Source organism: Pedobacter agri PB92, from assembly GCF_000258495.1.
GTDB classification, from domain to species: Bacteria; Bacteroidota; Bacteroidia; order Sphingobacteriales; family Sphingobacteriaceae; genus Pedobacter; species Pedobacter agri.
In genome coordinates this window covers 24,694-39,669 of sequence record NZ_AJLG01000003.1, presented here as the reverse complement: position 1 = coordinate 39,669, position 14,976 = coordinate 24,694, and the positions used below count along the sequence as shown (strand labels likewise).

The following is a 14,976-nucleotide window of genomic DNA, read 5'->3' as shown; positions in this document are numbered from 1 at the left end:
AATGGTTTAAGCTTTGTAATGATTTTCGTACAACCAAACACGCAACAATGAAACGAGCTGATCCATATCAACCGGTTTGCTGATATAATCAGAAGCACCGGCAGCAATACATTTCTCCCGGTCGCCCATCATCGCTTTCGCGGTGACTGCTAAGATAGGCAAATCACGATATTTAACATCCTGCCTGATGGCTGTTGTCGTTTCGTAACCATCCAACTCAGGCATCATCATGTCCATTAAAACCACATCTACCTGTGGGTTTTCATTTAGCAGTTTCAGGGCTTCCTTACCATCGGTAGCGGCAAGTACTTTCATTTGATGTTGCTCGAGCATTTTGGTCAGCGAGAAGATATTTCGAACATCATCATCAGCAACCAAAACAGTTTTGTTCTTCAATACATCCTGAAGTTCAGAAAATCCTTTTGGCGCTTTGGTCTTTTCACGGCTTTTCTCCTCCACAAGGTGTAAAAACAACCCGGCTTCATCTAAAATACGTTGATAGGAATGTGCTGTTTTTACCACAATCGAATCTGCATATTGCTTGATCCTGTTTTCCTCCCCTTTTGAAAGATTTTTACCTGTAAAAATAATAATAGGTAAATTCTCTAAACCCGGAGTTTTCTTCACCACCTCCAATGTTTCGTAAGCATGCTTATCTGGAATTCCCATATCAAGAATAACACAGTTTACATCTGGTTTGTGCAAAGCAGAAACGCCTTCATTTACCTGGTTTACAATTTCGGTTTGGATGTTGAAGTTGCTCAGAAAATAACTTAATGCTTTGGCATGCTGTTCGTTTTCCTCCACAATCAGAACCTTTTTCGGATGTCTGCTTAAGGCATGTTCAAGCTTAGAAAAAATTTCCTGCATGTGCTCAAAAGCAAATGGTTTATTTATAAAATCTACCGCTCCTTTAAGCAAGCTTTCTTTTTTAACCTGTAATGATGACATGATGTGAACCGGAATTGGCCTTGTTGCAGGGTCAGATTTCAGTTCTTCCATTACCTGCCACCCATCTTTAATTGGCAACTGGATATCTAACAAAATTGCCAAAGGTTTGTAGGCTTTTGCCATTTCAATACCTACATCACCGCGAACGGCCACCAAACCTTTATAGCTGCGTTTTCTTGTAAAATCAAGCAAGGTTTTCGCGAAAGGGGTATCGTCTTCTACAATCAGAATTACTTTATCATCGGGCTGAATATTATCGCGGTCATCTTCAATTTCCTGCGGAATATTGCTCACTGTTAAATGACTTATTTTAAGAGGTTCAACTGCTACCGGGGCGGGTTTTTCTACCTGACCTTTCACATCATCAAAACCTTTATTTTTATCAATCGGCAGTGTTAAAATGAATATGCTGCCTTCATTTTCTTTACTCTTTAAATCGATGTAACCCCCTAAGAGTTTTGCAAGCTCCCTACTAATGGATAAACCTAGTCCTGTTCCACCAAATTTACGACGGGTTGATCCATCTGCCTGTTGAAAAGCTTCGAACACCATCCCCTGTTTTTCTGGCGCTATACCTACACCGGTGTCGGTAACTTTAAATACCAGGGCATTTAGCTTTTCATTCTTTTCGATATTTAACTTCACTGATCCCGCTGAGGTAAATTTAATCGCATTGGATAACAGGTTTTTCAGGATCTGCTCCAAACGCATTTTATCCGTATGGAAATATTCCGGCACATCTTCTGCTTTATCGATAACCAGTGCCAAAGCCTTCTCATTAGCCAAAGGATTAAATAAAGAGCGCATATTTGAGGCAATATCGTCTACCTTAACATTCGATCGGTCGAGCTCCATTTTACCAGCTTCGATTTTTGATAAGTCCAGAATCTCATCAATTAAACTCAATAAACCTTGACCTGAACTTTGAATTACTTCAGCATATTCCTGGTGTTCTCGATCCATGGCTTCGTTTTCAGCCATCAACCTTGATAATAACAAGATAGAATTTAATGGTGTACGCAACTCATGAGACATGTTTGCCAAAAACTCTGATTTGTATCTTGTACTTAGCTCTAAAGCTTCTGCTTTCTGCTGAATTTCGATATTGCGTTCTTCAATCAACTCATTTTTCTCTTCCAGTAAACTGCTTCTTTCTTCCAGTTCCTGGTTGCTTTGAAGCAATTCTTCCTGCTGCACCCTCAATTCTTCTTCCGAAGCCTGAAGCTTTTGGGCCTGCGCCTCCAGTTCAGCATTCATTCCTTCTAATTCAGAATGCTGCACTTGCAGTTCTTCAGATTGTGCCTGCGTTTCCTCCAGCAATTGTTGCAATTTCTGCCTGTTTTGTGCACCCAATAATGCAGTGCCTACATCGGATAGCACCAAGTTTAAGAAATGCATTTGTAAATCGGTAAATGCGGTAATGGTACCGATTTCCAAACCTCCAATTGAAATTCCGTTTCTGATGATTGGCAAAACCAATAATTGTGCAGGCTTTATGTTTCCTGTTGCGTGTGTGATGGTCAATTCACTTTGAGGAACATCTTCCAATAAAATATTTTTACCGGTTTTTACAGCCTGGCCAATCAATCCCTGACCAAGTTCAATTACAGGGAGAAGATTTTGCCCTTCCAATGCATACTTTCCTTTCAAATGAAGGTAACCATCATCTTTAAATAAGTAAATGGCTCCAATCTGGCTTTTGGTGTAGGTAACCAAAAAGTCAATGATATCATCAGCTAAATGAAAAACATCTTTTTCTCCAACCATTTTTACATTCAAGTTGGCCACCCCGGTTTGTAACCATTCATTTTCTGCCAAGGTATCGAACGATTTTTTTAACGAAAACGACATCGTATTTAAAGATTCTGACAGTTCACCGATATCGTCCTGGCTTTGACTATCTAGTTTTACGCCATAATTTCCATTGGATATTTGATAGGCAATTTCTTTAATCGCTGCAATACGTTTTTCCATTTCGTATTTTTTGCTTTCGATTTCTTCCTGCAATTTCACACGCTCATCAAAATCTATTGATACCTTTCTATAAAAAAACAGCGTAATCAAAATGGCCAAAGCAGCCGCGATCAATATCAGTATTGGTGTGTAAGCGGTAAGTTTATTAAGCTCTGCAGTTCTCCACTCCAGCAAACGTTTTTCTTCCTTCACCAAAGCATTTACGGTTTCTCGTGCTTCATCCATATAAACCTTGCCCTGAAACAAAACCGTAGGATCTACTGCGCCACCAAGTTCTTTGATTTCGATGGTCGATTTGATAATGCCCATCCTTTTAGTGAGGATGTTACGAAGTGCAGCCACATTTTTCTGCTGCACAGGATTATCTTTAGTAGCCACTTCAACTTTTTTTAAGATAGCCGCTGCCGAATCACTCGCTCCATAATATGGTGAAAGGAAAACCTTATTTCCGGTTAATAAAAAACCCCGCTGCCCGGTTTCAGCATCTTTTAAATAAGAAATAATATTTTCGGAATCTAAGATAACCTGATCGCTATGTTTTACCAGTTCTGTGCTTTTAATTAAATTGCTGATACTCACATAGGAAGCCAGCGAGCTGATAAAAAGAATAATAAGCGACAAGCCCAGGCCTAAACGTAAATTATTTTTAAGAGTAGTTTTCATTCTATATTTTGAAGATGACTAGAGTTGATTTTGCAGGATTTCTTCTTCGGTGGTGGGAACAATGAAATAAAATTCTGAGCCTTCATCAGGAACGCTATTTACACCAATTGTACCGCCATGACGTTTGATAATTTCTGCACAGATGTAAAGGCCAATACCTAAACCATTAAAGCGATGGCTGTTTTCTTCCACCCGATAAAATTTGTCGAATATTTTATCTTGCTGCTCAACAGAAATGCCTATACCAAAATCTTTTACGGCGAGATAGAGTTTTCCATCACGGATATTGATGGTTACATTAACCTGGTTGGTGCCAGGAGCATATTTTATAGCATTGGTAATGAAGTTGATCACTACCTGTTCCAATCGCATTTCATCACCAAAAATATGCTCATTGGTGGTACCTATTTTATTAATTCTAAAATCGGGATTTGATTGTTGCAGCATTTCAATCGCATTGTTAACCATACTATCGGCGCAAAAATGCTGCATATTGAATTTCATTTTTCCACTTTCGATCTTTGAAATATCCAGCAGATCAACAATTAATTCATTTAACTTTTCGAGCTGAACACTGGCCTTTTCCAGATGGTTTTGAGCCATTTCCTTATTATCCCTGCTCAAACTGCGTTGTAGCAATTGTATATAACCCTTTACACTTGTTAAAGGTGTTTTAAGCTCATGACTGGCAATACTGATGAACTCATCTTTTTTGTGCTCAGCCTGTTTTCTAAATTCAATTTCCTCCAGCAGCTTTTCCTGAACCTCATTCAGTTTTCTGCTTTGCTCGTATATGCGGTAAAAAGTTTTGATTTTTAGAAGCAGGACATTAATGTCAACCGGTTTAGTAATATAATCTAAGCCCCCACTCAAATATCCTTTCGTGATAAATTTCAGCTCGGTATTTACAGCAGATAAGAAAATAATGGCAGTATCTTTAGCTTTACTGAAACCGGAGATGGCTTCGGCTACTTCAAAACCATCCATATCAGGCATCTGCACATCTAAAATGATCAGCACATAGTTATTTTTTAAAACTTTTTTTAGTGCTTCCTCTCCAGATGATGCTGTTTCAACCTCAAAATTATGTGCTTGTAAAACTTTCTGTAATGAAATAAGGTTTTCGGGTCGGTCATCAACTATCAGGATCATTTTTATTATACAACTAGGGCGCTTGGATAATTATGTTTGGTTTGGAGATAAAATTCTCATTAACTAGGTACCAACAATTATGTTTTGAAAATGTTTTAATGTTTACAAATTATTCGAGTTAAACGTATCACCCTGTTTAATATCTCCGGTATCAAATCCTTTTTTAAACCAGTACATGCGTTGCTGAGAAGTTCCATGCGTAAAAGAATCTGGCTGCACATCGCCTGTTGCCTGCTTTTGCAGTTTATCATCACCAATGGCATTAGCTGCAGTTAAGGCTTCTTCAATATCGCCCTCTTCCAGCTTAAAATCTTTTAAGTTTTGTGCGTGATGTGCCCATAAGCCGGCAAAGAAGTCGGCTTGCAACTCTAACTTAACCGATAAGCGATTGTATTCCTTTTCGCTTACCTGCCCACGGGCCTGATCTAATTTTTCTGAAATTCCTAATATGTTCTGAACATGGTGACCAACTTCGTGGGCAATTACATAAGCCTGGGCAAAGTCGCCGGCAGCACCAAAACGGTTTTTTAAATCATCATAAAATGATAAATCGATGTAAACTTTATGATCGCCCGGGCAATAAAAAGGGCCAACGTTTGAACTTGCATTGCCACAAGCTGTTTGAACGCCATCTCTAAAGAGTCTTAATTTTGGATGTTCATATTGTTTGCCCATGGCCTGAAATTCTTTGTCCCAAACTTGCTCCGTTGACTCCAAAACACCAGAAACGAAAACCGCTTGCGGATCGTTTGCGGGCACACCTTGCTTGACTTCTTCTGTTCCCTGCGAAGTAGGAAGCTGTCCCACTACACCGGTTAAATCTTTCCCGAAAATTAAACCCAATACCACAACTATAATCCCGATTCCACCACCTAAAATGGTTTTACCTCCGCCCCCGCTTCTGCCATCTTCTACATTGTTACTGCCTTTACCAAACCACTGCATAATTTTAATTTTTTAATTTAATGGATAACCTAAATGTTGGGACAATTGTTAGACTAAATTAGAAATTATTTCCCGATTTATTCTTTTAGGTTTTGAAGCAATAAAAAAGCCAGAAATTTCTCCCTGGCTTGATTCTATTTGCTTTTCTGATTAACTGTTAAACAAGTTTACAGCTTTCGCTATCCTTGCTTTTGTTTCTTCCACGCGTAAAAGTACAGCAATATCAAAAACTCCCGGACCAAACTTGCCGCCAACCAACATAATTCGGAAGGGTAGCATTAATTCTCCAGGTTTAAATCCTTTTTCTTCTGCCAACGCTTTAAATGCTGCTTCTTCACTTACAGCATCAGTTAAAGTTAATTTTTCAGCAAAAGCATTAAAGAAATCTGCTTTTTCAGCGCTCCATTTTGGTTTTACGGAGTTTACATCATATTCAGCAGGCGAAGTGAAAAAGTATCCGCTTTGTGCTACGAAATCTGGCAGCAAAGTGCAACGGTCTTTGATCAAATCGATTACAGTGTTTAAGAACGTTTCATCTTTAACTTCAATTCCCGCCTTTTGCAATTCTATTTTTACGCTTGGGGCTAAATGCTCTGCGCTATCCGATTTGATCCATTCGTGGTTATACCATTTAGCTTTTTCAAAATCGAACTTTGCTCCTGCCTTACTGATTCTTTCAATGGAGAATTTATCTTCCAGTTCTTTCAATGAAAACAATTCCTGATCGGTTCCATCATTCCAGCCTAATAAAGCCAACATGTTAATGAAAGCTTCCGGAAGAAAACCCATTTCTTTGAAACCTTTGGTCACATCGCCGGTTTTCGGATCTGTCCAGTTCATGGCGTAAACCGGGAAACCTAAACGATCGCCATCACGTTTGCTTAATTTTCCGTGTCCATCAGGTTTTAAGATTAACGGCAGATGTGCCCATTGCGGCATATCGCTTTCCCAACCTAAATATTTCCACAATAAGATGTGAATAGGTGCTGATGGTAACCATTCTTCTCCGCGGAAAGCATGAGAAATTTCCATAGCCTTATCATCAACCACAACAGCTAAATGATAAGTTGGCATTCCATCCGCTTTCAATAAAACTTTATCATCAACCAGTGAAGTTTCAAAACTTACATCGCCACGGATTAAGTCGTTGAAATGAACAATTTCATCTTCAGGAACTTTTATTCTTACCACATGTGGCGTTTTAGCAGTCAAAAGCTCTTCTACCTCACTCAAAGTAAGCGTTAAAGAGTTGCGCATTTGCATACGTGTGGCCTGCCCGTACTGAAAATTTGGAATTTCTTTACGTTTCGCTTCCAACTCTTCCGGGGTATCAAAAGCATAATAAGCGTAACCATCACTAATCAGTTGTTCTGCAAATTTGCTATAACTCGGTTTGCGTTCGCTCTGACGGTAAGGTCCGTAGGCGCCAGGCTTGTTCGGACTTTCATCCGGCGCAATGCCGCACCAGTTTAAACAATCTACAATATATTGCTCTGCACCTTCTACAAAACGATTTTGATCGGTATCTTCTACACGCAACACAAAAGTTCCGTTATTTTTTTGGCGAACAAATAATTAAACAACGCCGTACGAACACCGCCTAAATGCAGTCCTCCAGTTGGGCTTGGGGCAAATCTTACTCTAACTTTTTTATCCATAATGAAGCAAAGAGCAGGGAGTTTATGGCGAAAGCTATGGTGTAATCCATGCCTAAAGCGCTATGCACTATGCTCAGCACAAAGATATGTTTTTCATTTATTTTATACTGTTCTCATCTGTTATGAAGCAATTATGGTTGAAATGACTTATTTATGGATTATTAAAAATCATAATGGTTTTCTTTTTTTATCGTTTTGTTATTGTAATTTGCCTACCTAAAGCATGAACCCTTATCAAAAGAAGCGCCGCTGGAAGTTTTTCCTACTCATATTTGCGATCCTAATCGGCATAGCATCAGTTTTTTACACGGATTCTTTCGTAAAAAAAATGGAGCGAGAAGAGGCTGCTCAGTTTCAACTTTGGGTTAAGATTACAGAAAGATCAATGCTTTTGTATGATAACGATAACTTTACCAGTGTAGTGGAAGATGTTCGTGAGAATACAAAAATGCCTGTTATTGTTGTTAATAATGATGGCACAATTCTATCATCAAGCGGCCTTGACAGCACAAAAACATGGTATCCAGATAATGATAAGCTCGTTTACGACAGCTTGTATTTTGTCAGAGAATTATCTACCATGCGAAAGCAACACCGACCTTTGGTTATGAATATTATGGGACAAGAAAAGCTTGCCTATTATAAAGATTCGTTTATCCTTACCCAGCTTAGATATTTCCCATACATTCAAATGGGCGTAATTTTTCTTTTCCTTTTAACCGCTTATACCGCTTTCAGTTCGGCCCGGAGGGATGAACAAGATCATGTTTGGGTGGGCTTAGCGAAAGAAACCGCACATCAACTCGGCACTCCAATATCTTCGCTCATGGCCTGGACAGAGCTGATGAAATCGAAATTTGATGCAGAAGACGATCCATTAATCGCCGAAATGGAAAACGATATAAAACGTTTGGAAATTATTACTGATCGTTTCTCTAAAATTGGCTCCAAACCTATCCTGGAAGATCATACGGTTTATATTGTAATCAGCGATTTTATCAGGTATTTCAAGGTGCGTACCTCAGATAAAGTGAAGTTCAGCATTACAGGTGATGAGCAGGTTCGGGCGTTACTAAACGTACCTTTATTTGATTGGGTAATTGAAAACCTGTTAAAAAACGCAGCCAATGCCATCGAAAATGAAGGGTCTATTTCGGTAAATATCATTGAAAATTTGGCAAAAGAACAGGTATTTATTGATGTAACCGATAGTGGAAAAGGAATTCCAAGATCAAAATTTGATGCGGTATTTCAGCCAGGCTATACGACGCGAAAACGTGGCTGGGGTTTGGGTTTATCTTTAACCAAACGAATTGTAGAAAACTATCACAGCGGTGAAATTTTCGTAAAAGAATCAGAACTTGGCAAAGGAACAACCTTCCGAATCATTTTAAAAAGCAGTTTAAGATATGAACCGACCACAACCTAACGAGTATCCGGCTTGGGGCGAAACCTACATCAGCAAAGTTAATGGCGACATTATAGAAATTTTGGAAGAACAGGTTTTCAGCATTCCGGCGCTTTTCGAATTGAACAAAGACAAAGAAAACTTTGCTTACGCAGAAGGCAAATGGACGCTGAAAGAAATGCTGGGGCACATTATAGATTGTGAACGAATTTTTGTTTACCGGATGACTGCATTTGCCAGAAATGAAGCGCAGCATTTGCCGGGTTTTGATGAAGATGAGTATGTATTAAATGCTCGTTTCAGTGAGCGAAATTATGAAGATATGATTGAGGAGTTTTCGGCGTTGCGAAAAGCCAATCTTTACTTTTTTAAAAGTTTGAATGAAGCAGAATTAGCAAGAAAAGGTGTCGCTTCAGAACGGGAGATCAATGTAAAGTCTATCTTATTTATTGCTGCAGGGCACATTATTCATCACGTTGGTGTATTAAAAGAACGTTATCATGTGGTTTAAAGATTTTACCATTGAAGATTTGAATGGACGGCCTAAAAACCATATCGGTGCTTTGCTGGATATTCAGTTTACCGAAATTGGCGACAATTTTATAACCGGCACCATGCCCGTTGATGAACGTACACATCAGCCTGCAGGTATTTTGCATGGCGGCGCTTCTGTGGTTTTAGCCGAAACTTTAGGCAGCATTGCATCTTATATGCTTATTGATCCGGAAAAATATGTTGCCGTTGGATTGGAAGTAAATGCCAACCATTTGCGACCTGTGAAAAGCGGCTTGGTTAAAGGTGTTTGTACACCAATTCATATTGGTGCCAAAACGCATATCTGGGATATCAAAATTTATAATGATCGCGGCAAGATGAGTTGCATCAGCAGGTTAACGGTAGCGGTAATTAATAAACCGACATCATAAAAAATATCCTTTCTCATGCGCTCATTGAGGATGAGTGCAATAGTAGCATTACGATTAAATTGTAAAAACGATCAGTATTGCTCACGCTCATTTCCAACGAGCATGAGCAATAACCACACTATTTTAGGGTTTCACGATCTAGCCACTTCTTTTCGATTACATAGGAAACAATTAAACCTAAGCCTCCGAAGATGCCGATGCATCCGAAATAAATGGCTACAGATTGGCTTTTTTCTGTATGGTTCATGTCGCTGCCAAATAACCCCCTTACCGTAAATAGCGCAACCAACAAGCCCAAACCAAAACCAACTAAAAGTAATCCGAATTTTAAACTCAGAAATGGTTTGGGTGTAGATTTGCTTAATCCCGGATCGATTCCTCTCTCGATCATGGCCATTTTTTCTTTATTCGATAAATAGCGGATTCCAAATACCATTGCGAATGCGCCTAAAAAAAGTGAGATTGGAACTAATATATCTTGCATGATGTTAATATTTTAAAATGTGAATTTTGTTTTCTGTGTATTGAACCGTGTTCTGTGTATTATGACTACAAGGTTTTTAATCAGGTTACAGGCTTGCTAAAAAAATTTATAGCTTTATTCCATAAACATCAGCTTTGCAGGAGAAATTAAGAAATATCGAAATATTCAGTTCGCTAAACAATGACTCGTTAAACTTATTGGCTAGGCATTGCAGGTTGGTTAACCATAGAAAAGGTACTGTTTTGATACACGCCGATAAAGTTGAGCCCTATTTTTATATTTTAGAAAGCGGGATTGCAAGGGCCTATTCCGATGGAGAAAATCAACAAATTACTTTTTGGTTTGGACAGGCAGGTGATGTTTTACTATCTTATAACAGTTATATCAATAATAAACCTGGATATGAAAACCTTGAGCTTTTAGAAGATTCATCATTGTTCAGGATTAAACTGCTTGACCTATTTAAGTTATACGACCAGCATTTAGCACTGGCAAACTGGGGCAGAAAAATTGCCGAGCGGGAGCTAATAGCTACAGAAAGGCGGCTAATTGACCGATCGTTCAAGGATGCAACGCAGCGATATCGGGAATTTGTGAACCAGCAACCTGAATTAATTAAAAGAGTTGCGCTGAAACATATTGCTTCCTACTTAGGTGTTACGCAAGTTACTTTAAGCAGAATCAGGGCAAGTGATAAATAAGTTCATTTTTTAACATTTGTAAAATGTAGCACAAATCAATGGTAATACCTTTGTGCAAACATTTACACTATGAACTGGATTATTCTGATCATCGCCGGGCTTTTTGAAGTTGGCTTTACCACTTGCCTCAAACTATCAAACAATTTCTCCAATATCAAATGGAGTACGGCCTTTTTTATATGTATTATTTTGAGCTTTTTACTGCTGAATAAAGCTACCCAAACCTTGCCAATGGGTACCGCTTACGCCGTATGGACGGGCATTGGCGCTGTGGGGACGGTAATTATTGGTATTGCATATTTTAATGAGCCTGCTACCTTTTGGCGAATATTTTTCATCTGCACTTTAATTGGATCAATTGCTGGTTTGAAGTTTTTCGCCTCGCATTAGTGGGGTAAAAGTTGCGGGTTACATGGCTAGGGCAATTAATACTGTTCTGACACCAGCCAGCAACTTTATACTTTATACTTTAAACTTTACGTAAGCATCCAAACCCGTAACCCGTAACTTATAACATGTAACTTTGAACAAGCATCCATACCAGTAACCTTCAACTTTTTTAAAGCAACCCTGTAACCTGCCGATCGCTAATGTAGTCTTAGAGGTAAGCATGGAGCAAAAATTTACAGATTTAATGCTGATTCAAAATGTATTGAACGGAGATTCCGCTCAATATGCTTTGTTGGTTAAACGCCACCAGCGATTTGTTTTTACGCTTGCTTTAAGGTTCGCTAAAAATAGAGAAGATGCCGAAGAAATTGCTCAGGATTGCTTCATTAAGGTCTACAAAGCTTTAGGAACTTTTAAACAGACTGCAAAATTTAGCACCTGGCTGTATACCATTACTTATACTACTTCGATGACTTTTCTACGTAGGAAACGATTAGAAACATCATCCATTAATGATGAAGAAATATTTTTACAACTTGAAAATCATACTTCAAGCTTTAATGCGAATGGTTACGAAAGGCAAGACAGCCACAAATATTTAAATCAGGCTATTCAAATGCTCATGCCTGACGATGCCACCATCATCACGCTATTTTATCAGGGTGAGCAAAGTTTGGAAGAAATAGGTGAAATGCTCAACGTGGAGCCAAACACCATCAAAGTGAAATTACACCGGGCAAGGCACAGGCTTAAAGAAAAATTACAATATTTGTTACAAGATGAAGTAAAGGAGTTACTATGAACACAATAGAACAACAGCTTTGGGATTACATTGATGGAAATTTAAGTGTTTCCGAAGCAAAATTGATCGAAGAGAAGATTCATTCAGATGCCGAAGTTAAACTTCAGTATGAAGAATTCTTAAGTTTAAATTTAGCTTTTGGCAAGATAGCATTGGATGAACCTTCAATGTCTTTTACCAGAAATGTGATGGAAAGTGTAGCATTGGAGCCTGCTCCAGTTGCCATGAAAACGAAAGTTAACACCAATATTATTTATGGGATTGGTGGCTTTTTTATCATGTCTTTAGTAGCGCTTTTTGGTTATGCACTTTTCAATGCTGATATCAAATTTTCTGATCTTGATTTTAAAATAAATGCCAATTTTAACTTGAACAAATACATTACGCCAACCATGCTTTACAGTTTCTTATTTGCTGATTTAGTATTAGGATTAGTTTTTTTAGATTATTTGTTGAGGAAAAAAACGGTGCACTAATACTGACAAAGAGATTATCAATAGGTTTCTACAGCTAGAAAATCTTAACTTAAACTTAAATCGCAGTTTTTATTTTCGTCGTTGCGAATCAATCTATTATCGATTGAGTCAATCTCATCCGAAGAAATGATTGCTAAGCGGTCGTGAAATACTCCCTTGCAATAGCGAAAACCCCAAGGCATCATTTACATTGATTTTGCTACATAAATTGAAACTCAGAAGAATGGTGGGGCTCCATATTATATTCAGGATTTTCAAAAACAAAAAAGCCCCGATTTATGCAATCAGGGCTTCAGTGTAAATATGATAATAATTAGATTACTTTCACATTAACGGCGTTTAAGCCTTTTTTACCGTTAGCAACTTCGTACTGTACTTTGTCGTTTTCACGGATTTCGTCGATAAGACCTGTTGAATGAACAAAAATTTCGCTATCGCCATTCGCAGGGATGATAAAGCCAAAACCTTTAGTTACATTGAAGAATTTTACTGTGCCTTCTTGCATTGTATTAAATATTAAAATTAAGTCTGCAAGGTAAGTTTTAATTTTTAAAATCAAAATAAATTTTAACATTTTTTTTAACGTTAAAACTTTGTAAACAGCAGATTACTAAGGCTTTTTAATTGCCTTACCCACAATCATCACTGTAATTTCGCTGTTATGCGGAATGCCTAGTGTGGTTCCGGGAGCTACGTCAAACAAATTTCTAATGTAGATATCTGCCACGCCCTGCATCATCTTTTTTTTGCCTTCAGCAGTTTCCGGAAGTACTCCATTTACGCTTAAAATTTTTATATTTCCGGTATAATCTACCACCGCCAGGCATTCATAAGCAAAATCTTTATATGCCCGCTCAATTTCTATTCGGTACCGGGGGAAAATATAATCGTAAGCCGAAGTACGTTTAGTCAATTTATCTGCACTGCTAAATTTCTTAACCTTTACAATTTTACTTTTTGGCAGGAACTGAACCGGTTCTGTAGCAGCAAAAGCGGTGGTATCGGTACGGTTCACTTCAGCAACTCGTTTTTCGATGTACGCGGTATCGGCCTTTGTAGGATGCTGCAAAATTTCGGCTGTTGTTTTCAGTTTATTTTTAATATAATGCTGAGCGTAGAAAGTCATGTTCACATCGGAGCGGATATCATCAGCAATCACTCTTCCATCTACCTGAATGCGTTGAAAAACCAAACTGTCTTTACTGATGTGTTTAACCTTAAAAAATTCTTCTGCAAAGTTGTACACATTTCCATGATCGTATTGAAGGTAAAAATTCTGCATGCGTTGCTTCTGTGGACTCCAGGCAGACATCGTATCTTCAGAAACCACCTCAATAATCCATGATGGTTTTTGCATAAAACCCTGCTCGTTAAAAGATAACCCGTTACTAAAACGGCGTTTTACTTCTTCATAACGAATCCCTTTTACGGGCTCAAATTGAAAATCTCTCTGTGTAGCATCGTTTTTTTTATTCTTTGAACTACAGGCAGAAAGCATCAGACTTAAAAAAAAGATTTGTATTATATTTTTGATCATCTAGCTGCTAAAATAACTATTTCTTTTTTACCAAAATTACATTGGCAACTTTACGTTGACCCTCGTGGTCCCATTTTTTATTATCAGTTGGATAATTGACTACCCCGCCATTGGGCATTCCGTTTACCCACAAAGTGGTGGAGCCACCGCCATCAAAATTGATACTGGTTGTGCATCCCAGCCATTTCATCAATTTTGTTAACTCGTGTAAACTCATGCCCGCTGAATTTTCATTTCGCCCATCAACAGTTAACAACAAAATTTTCCCGTTAGGTTTTATTCCTAAACAAGTCCGCGGATGACGCAAACGGGTGAAAGAAGTCGTATCCAGCAATTCATCGTTTGTGTTGTAAGTTAATAACGGTCCGTTGAGCATGATGTTTTGTTCGCTAAGTTTCGTTTCCCAATCAGTGCTTCCATCCCATTTTTTAACCATGATTTTCCCATTATCGATCACAACCGCAGCCTGTTGATGCCTTGCCCGTTCACCGTTTTTATCCAGGCGGTTGGTATTGATCACTTTTCCATTTACCCGAACAAAATCAACCGATCCTCCATTTTTTACATCAAAGAAATTACCATTTAAAGCCGCAATCGCCGTATCACGAATACCGAAATTACTGGTAGTAATCAGTTCTTTTTCTTCAGCGCCCAAAGCAAAAATGGCTCTCCTACCCGTATTTTTTATCTCCAGAAAAGAAATATTCTCATTTGCTGCAAACAAATTTTTCTGATTAAAATGATGGCGGTAAAGTTTCACCTGCTTCGCAATTCTGGTTCTTTCCCATTTGGTTTTAACTACTGTTATCGAATCGATATTTTGTGCGAAACTGATGGAGCTTGTGAATGAAATCAGTGTATAAATAAATATTCTTTTTAACATGGGTTGATGATTTGATCTAAAAATTA

The 14,976-nt window shown here is 38.3% G+C and carries 14 protein-coding genes and 1 pseudogene; 7 read left to right on the top strand and 8 right to left on the bottom strand.

The window, feature by feature from the left end; genetic code table 11:
• Positions 1–6: 6 nt before the first annotated feature.
• The 4 genes and pseudogenes from ON09_RS01030 to gltX all read right to left on the bottom strand — a co-directional run bounded on the left by ON09_RS01030 (position 7) and on the right by gltX (position 7,343).
• Positions 7–3,588, bottom strand: a complete 3,582-nt coding sequence (locus tag ON09_RS01030) for a response regulator (RefSeq protein WP_010599208.1) — start codon at positions 3,586–3,588, stop codon at positions 7–9.
• 18 nt (positions 3,589–3,606) lie between these two features.
• Positions 3,607–4,740: a hybrid sensor histidine kinase/response regulator gene (locus ON09_RS01025; protein WP_010599207.1), complete on the bottom strand. Its 1,134-nt coding sequence runs from the start codon at positions 4,738–4,740 to the stop codon at positions 3,607–3,609.
• Positions 4,741–4,842: 102 nt separating this feature from the next.
• Positions 4,843–5,685 carry a KPN_02809 family neutral zinc metallopeptidase gene (ypfJ, locus tag ON09_RS01020; RefSeq protein WP_010599206.1) on the bottom strand — a complete coding sequence of 281 codons (843 nt, stop codon included), beginning with the start codon at positions 5,683–5,685 and terminating at the stop codon, positions 4,843–4,845.
• 150 nt (positions 5,686–5,835) lie between these two features.
• Positions 5,836–7,343: pseudogene (gene gltX / locus ON09_RS01015) on the bottom strand (glutamate--tRNA ligase).
• A 223-nt stretch (positions 7,344–7,566) separates the two neighbouring features.
• Here gltX and ON09_RS01010 point away from each other — a divergent pair.
• The 3 genes from ON09_RS01010 to ON09_RS01000 are packed head-to-tail and all read left to right on the top strand — an operon-like array spanning position 7,567 to position 9,677.
• The gene (locus tag ON09_RS01010; RefSeq protein WP_010599204.1) at positions 7,567–8,772 is read left to right on the top strand and encodes a sensor histidine kinase; all 1,206 of its coding nucleotides are present in this window, start codon (positions 7,567–7,569) and stop codon (positions 8,770–8,772) included.
• Positions 8,753–9,262: a DinB family protein gene (locus ON09_RS01005; RefSeq protein WP_010599203.1), complete on the top strand. Its 510-nt coding sequence runs from the start codon at positions 8,753–8,755 to the stop codon at positions 9,260–9,262. The genes ON09_RS01010 and ON09_RS01005 overlap by 20 nt, the downstream gene beginning before the upstream one ends.
• A complete protein-coding gene (locus tag ON09_RS01000; protein WP_010599202.1) occupies positions 9,252–9,677 on the top strand; it encodes a hotdog fold thioesterase in 426 nt (141 codons plus the stop codon). The genes ON09_RS01005 and ON09_RS01000 overlap by 11 nt, the downstream gene beginning before the upstream one ends.
• A 118-nt stretch (positions 9,678–9,795) precedes the next feature.
• Here ON09_RS01000 and ON09_RS00995 read toward each other — a convergent pair whose 3' ends face one another.
• Positions 9,796–10,161, bottom strand: coding sequence for a DUF6249 domain-containing protein (locus ON09_RS00995; protein ID WP_010599201.1), 366 nt, complete (start codon positions 10,159–10,161; stop codon positions 9,796–9,798).
• A gap of 134 nt (positions 10,162–10,295) precedes the next feature.
• Here ON09_RS00995 and ON09_RS00990 point away from each other — a divergent pair, with 134 nt between their 5' ends.
• The 4 genes from ON09_RS00990 to ON09_RS00975 all read left to right on the top strand — a co-directional run bounded on the left by ON09_RS00990 (position 10,296) and on the right by ON09_RS00975 (position 12,530).
• Positions 10,296–10,862 (top strand): Crp/Fnr family transcriptional regulator, encoded by a 567-nt coding sequence (locus ON09_RS00990; RefSeq protein ID WP_010599200.1) that lies wholly within the window; start codon positions 10,296–10,298, stop codon positions 10,860–10,862.
• 69 nt (positions 10,863–10,931) lie between these two features.
• Complete coding sequence (locus ON09_RS00985) at positions 10,932–11,252, top strand: DMT family transporter (protein ID WP_010599199.1); 321 nt, start codon at positions 10,932–10,934, stop codon at positions 11,250–11,252.
• A 220-nt stretch (positions 11,253–11,472) separates the two neighbouring features.
• Complete coding sequence (locus tag ON09_RS00980; protein WP_010599198.1) at positions 11,473–12,054, top strand: RNA polymerase sigma factor; 582 nt, start codon at positions 11,473–11,475, stop codon at positions 12,052–12,054.
• Complete coding sequence (locus ON09_RS00975) at positions 12,051–12,530, top strand: anti-sigma factor (protein ID WP_010599197.1); 480 nt, start codon at positions 12,051–12,053, stop codon at positions 12,528–12,530. The genes ON09_RS00980 and ON09_RS00975 overlap by 4 nt, the downstream gene beginning before the upstream one ends.
• Before the next feature lie 313 nt (positions 12,531–12,843).
• Here the strand turns inward: ON09_RS00975 and ON09_RS00970 are convergent, their stop codons facing one another.
• The 3 genes from ON09_RS00970 to ON09_RS00960 all read right to left on the bottom strand — a co-directional run bounded on the left by ON09_RS00970 (position 12,844) and on the right by ON09_RS00960 (position 14,950).
• A complete protein-coding gene (locus ON09_RS00970; RefSeq protein WP_010599196.1) occupies positions 12,844–13,035 on the bottom strand; it encodes a cold-shock protein in 192 nt (63 codons plus the stop codon).
• 105 nt (positions 13,036–13,140) lie between these two features.
• Positions 13,141–14,028 carry a hypothetical protein gene (locus ON09_RS00965; RefSeq protein ID WP_238533578.1) on the bottom strand — a complete coding sequence of 296 codons (888 nt, stop codon included), beginning with the start codon at positions 14,026–14,028 and terminating at the stop codon, positions 13,141–13,143.
• 55 nt (positions 14,029–14,083) lie between these two features.
• Positions 14,084–14,950: a phosphodiester glycosidase family protein gene (locus ON09_RS00960; protein ID WP_010599194.1), complete on the bottom strand. Its 867-nt coding sequence runs from the start codon at positions 14,948–14,950 to the stop codon at positions 14,084–14,086.
• Between the last annotated feature and the right edge of the window lie 26 nt (positions 14,951–14,976).

Excerpts from the sequence above, each read along its gene's own strand:
- ON09_RS01030 (WP_010599208.1), bottom strand. The coding sequence starts at position 3,588 with ATGAAAACTACTCTTAAAAATAATTTACGTTTAGGCCTGGGCTTGTCG.
- ON09_RS01025 (WP_010599207.1), bottom strand. The coding sequence starts at position 4,740 with ATGATCCTGATAGTTGATGACCGACCCGAAAACCTTATTTCATTACAG.
- ypfJ (WP_010599206.1), bottom strand. The coding sequence starts at position 5,685 with ATGCAGTGGTTTGGTAAAGGCAGTAACAATGTAGAAGATGGCAGAAGC.
- ON09_RS01010 (WP_010599204.1), top strand. The coding sequence starts at position 7,567 with ATGAACCCTTATCAAAAGAAGCGCCGCTGGAAGTTTTTCCTACTCATA.
- ON09_RS01005 (WP_010599203.1), top strand. The coding sequence starts at position 8,753 with ATGAACCGACCACAACCTAACGAGTATCCGGCTTGGGGCGAAACCTAC.
- ON09_RS01000 (WP_010599202.1), top strand. The coding sequence starts at position 9,252 with ATGTGGTTTAAAGATTTTACCATTGAAGATTTGAATGGACGGCCTAAA.
- ON09_RS00995 (WP_010599201.1), bottom strand. The coding sequence starts at position 10,161 with ATGCAAGATATATTAGTTCCAATCTCACTTTTTTTAGGCGCATTCGCA.
- ON09_RS00985 (WP_010599199.1), top strand. The coding sequence starts at position 10,932 with ATGAACTGGATTATTCTGATCATCGCCGGGCTTTTTGAAGTTGGCTTT.
- ON09_RS00980 (WP_010599198.1), top strand. The coding sequence starts at position 11,473 with ATGGAGCAAAAATTTACAGATTTAATGCTGATTCAAAATGTATTGAAC.
- ON09_RS00975 (WP_010599197.1), top strand. The coding sequence starts at position 12,051 with ATGAACACAATAGAACAACAGCTTTGGGATTACATTGATGGAAATTTA.
- ON09_RS00970 (WP_010599196.1), bottom strand. The coding sequence starts at position 13,035 with ATGCAAGAAGGCACAGTAAAATTCTTCAATGTAACTAAAGGTTTTGGC.
- ON09_RS00965 (WP_238533578.1), bottom strand. The coding sequence starts at position 14,028 with ATGCTTTCTGCCTGTAGTTCAAAGAATAAAAAAAACGATGCTACACAG.
- ON09_RS00960 (WP_010599194.1), bottom strand. The coding sequence starts at position 14,950 with ATGTTAAAAAGAATATTTATTTATACACTGATTTCATTCACAAGCTCC.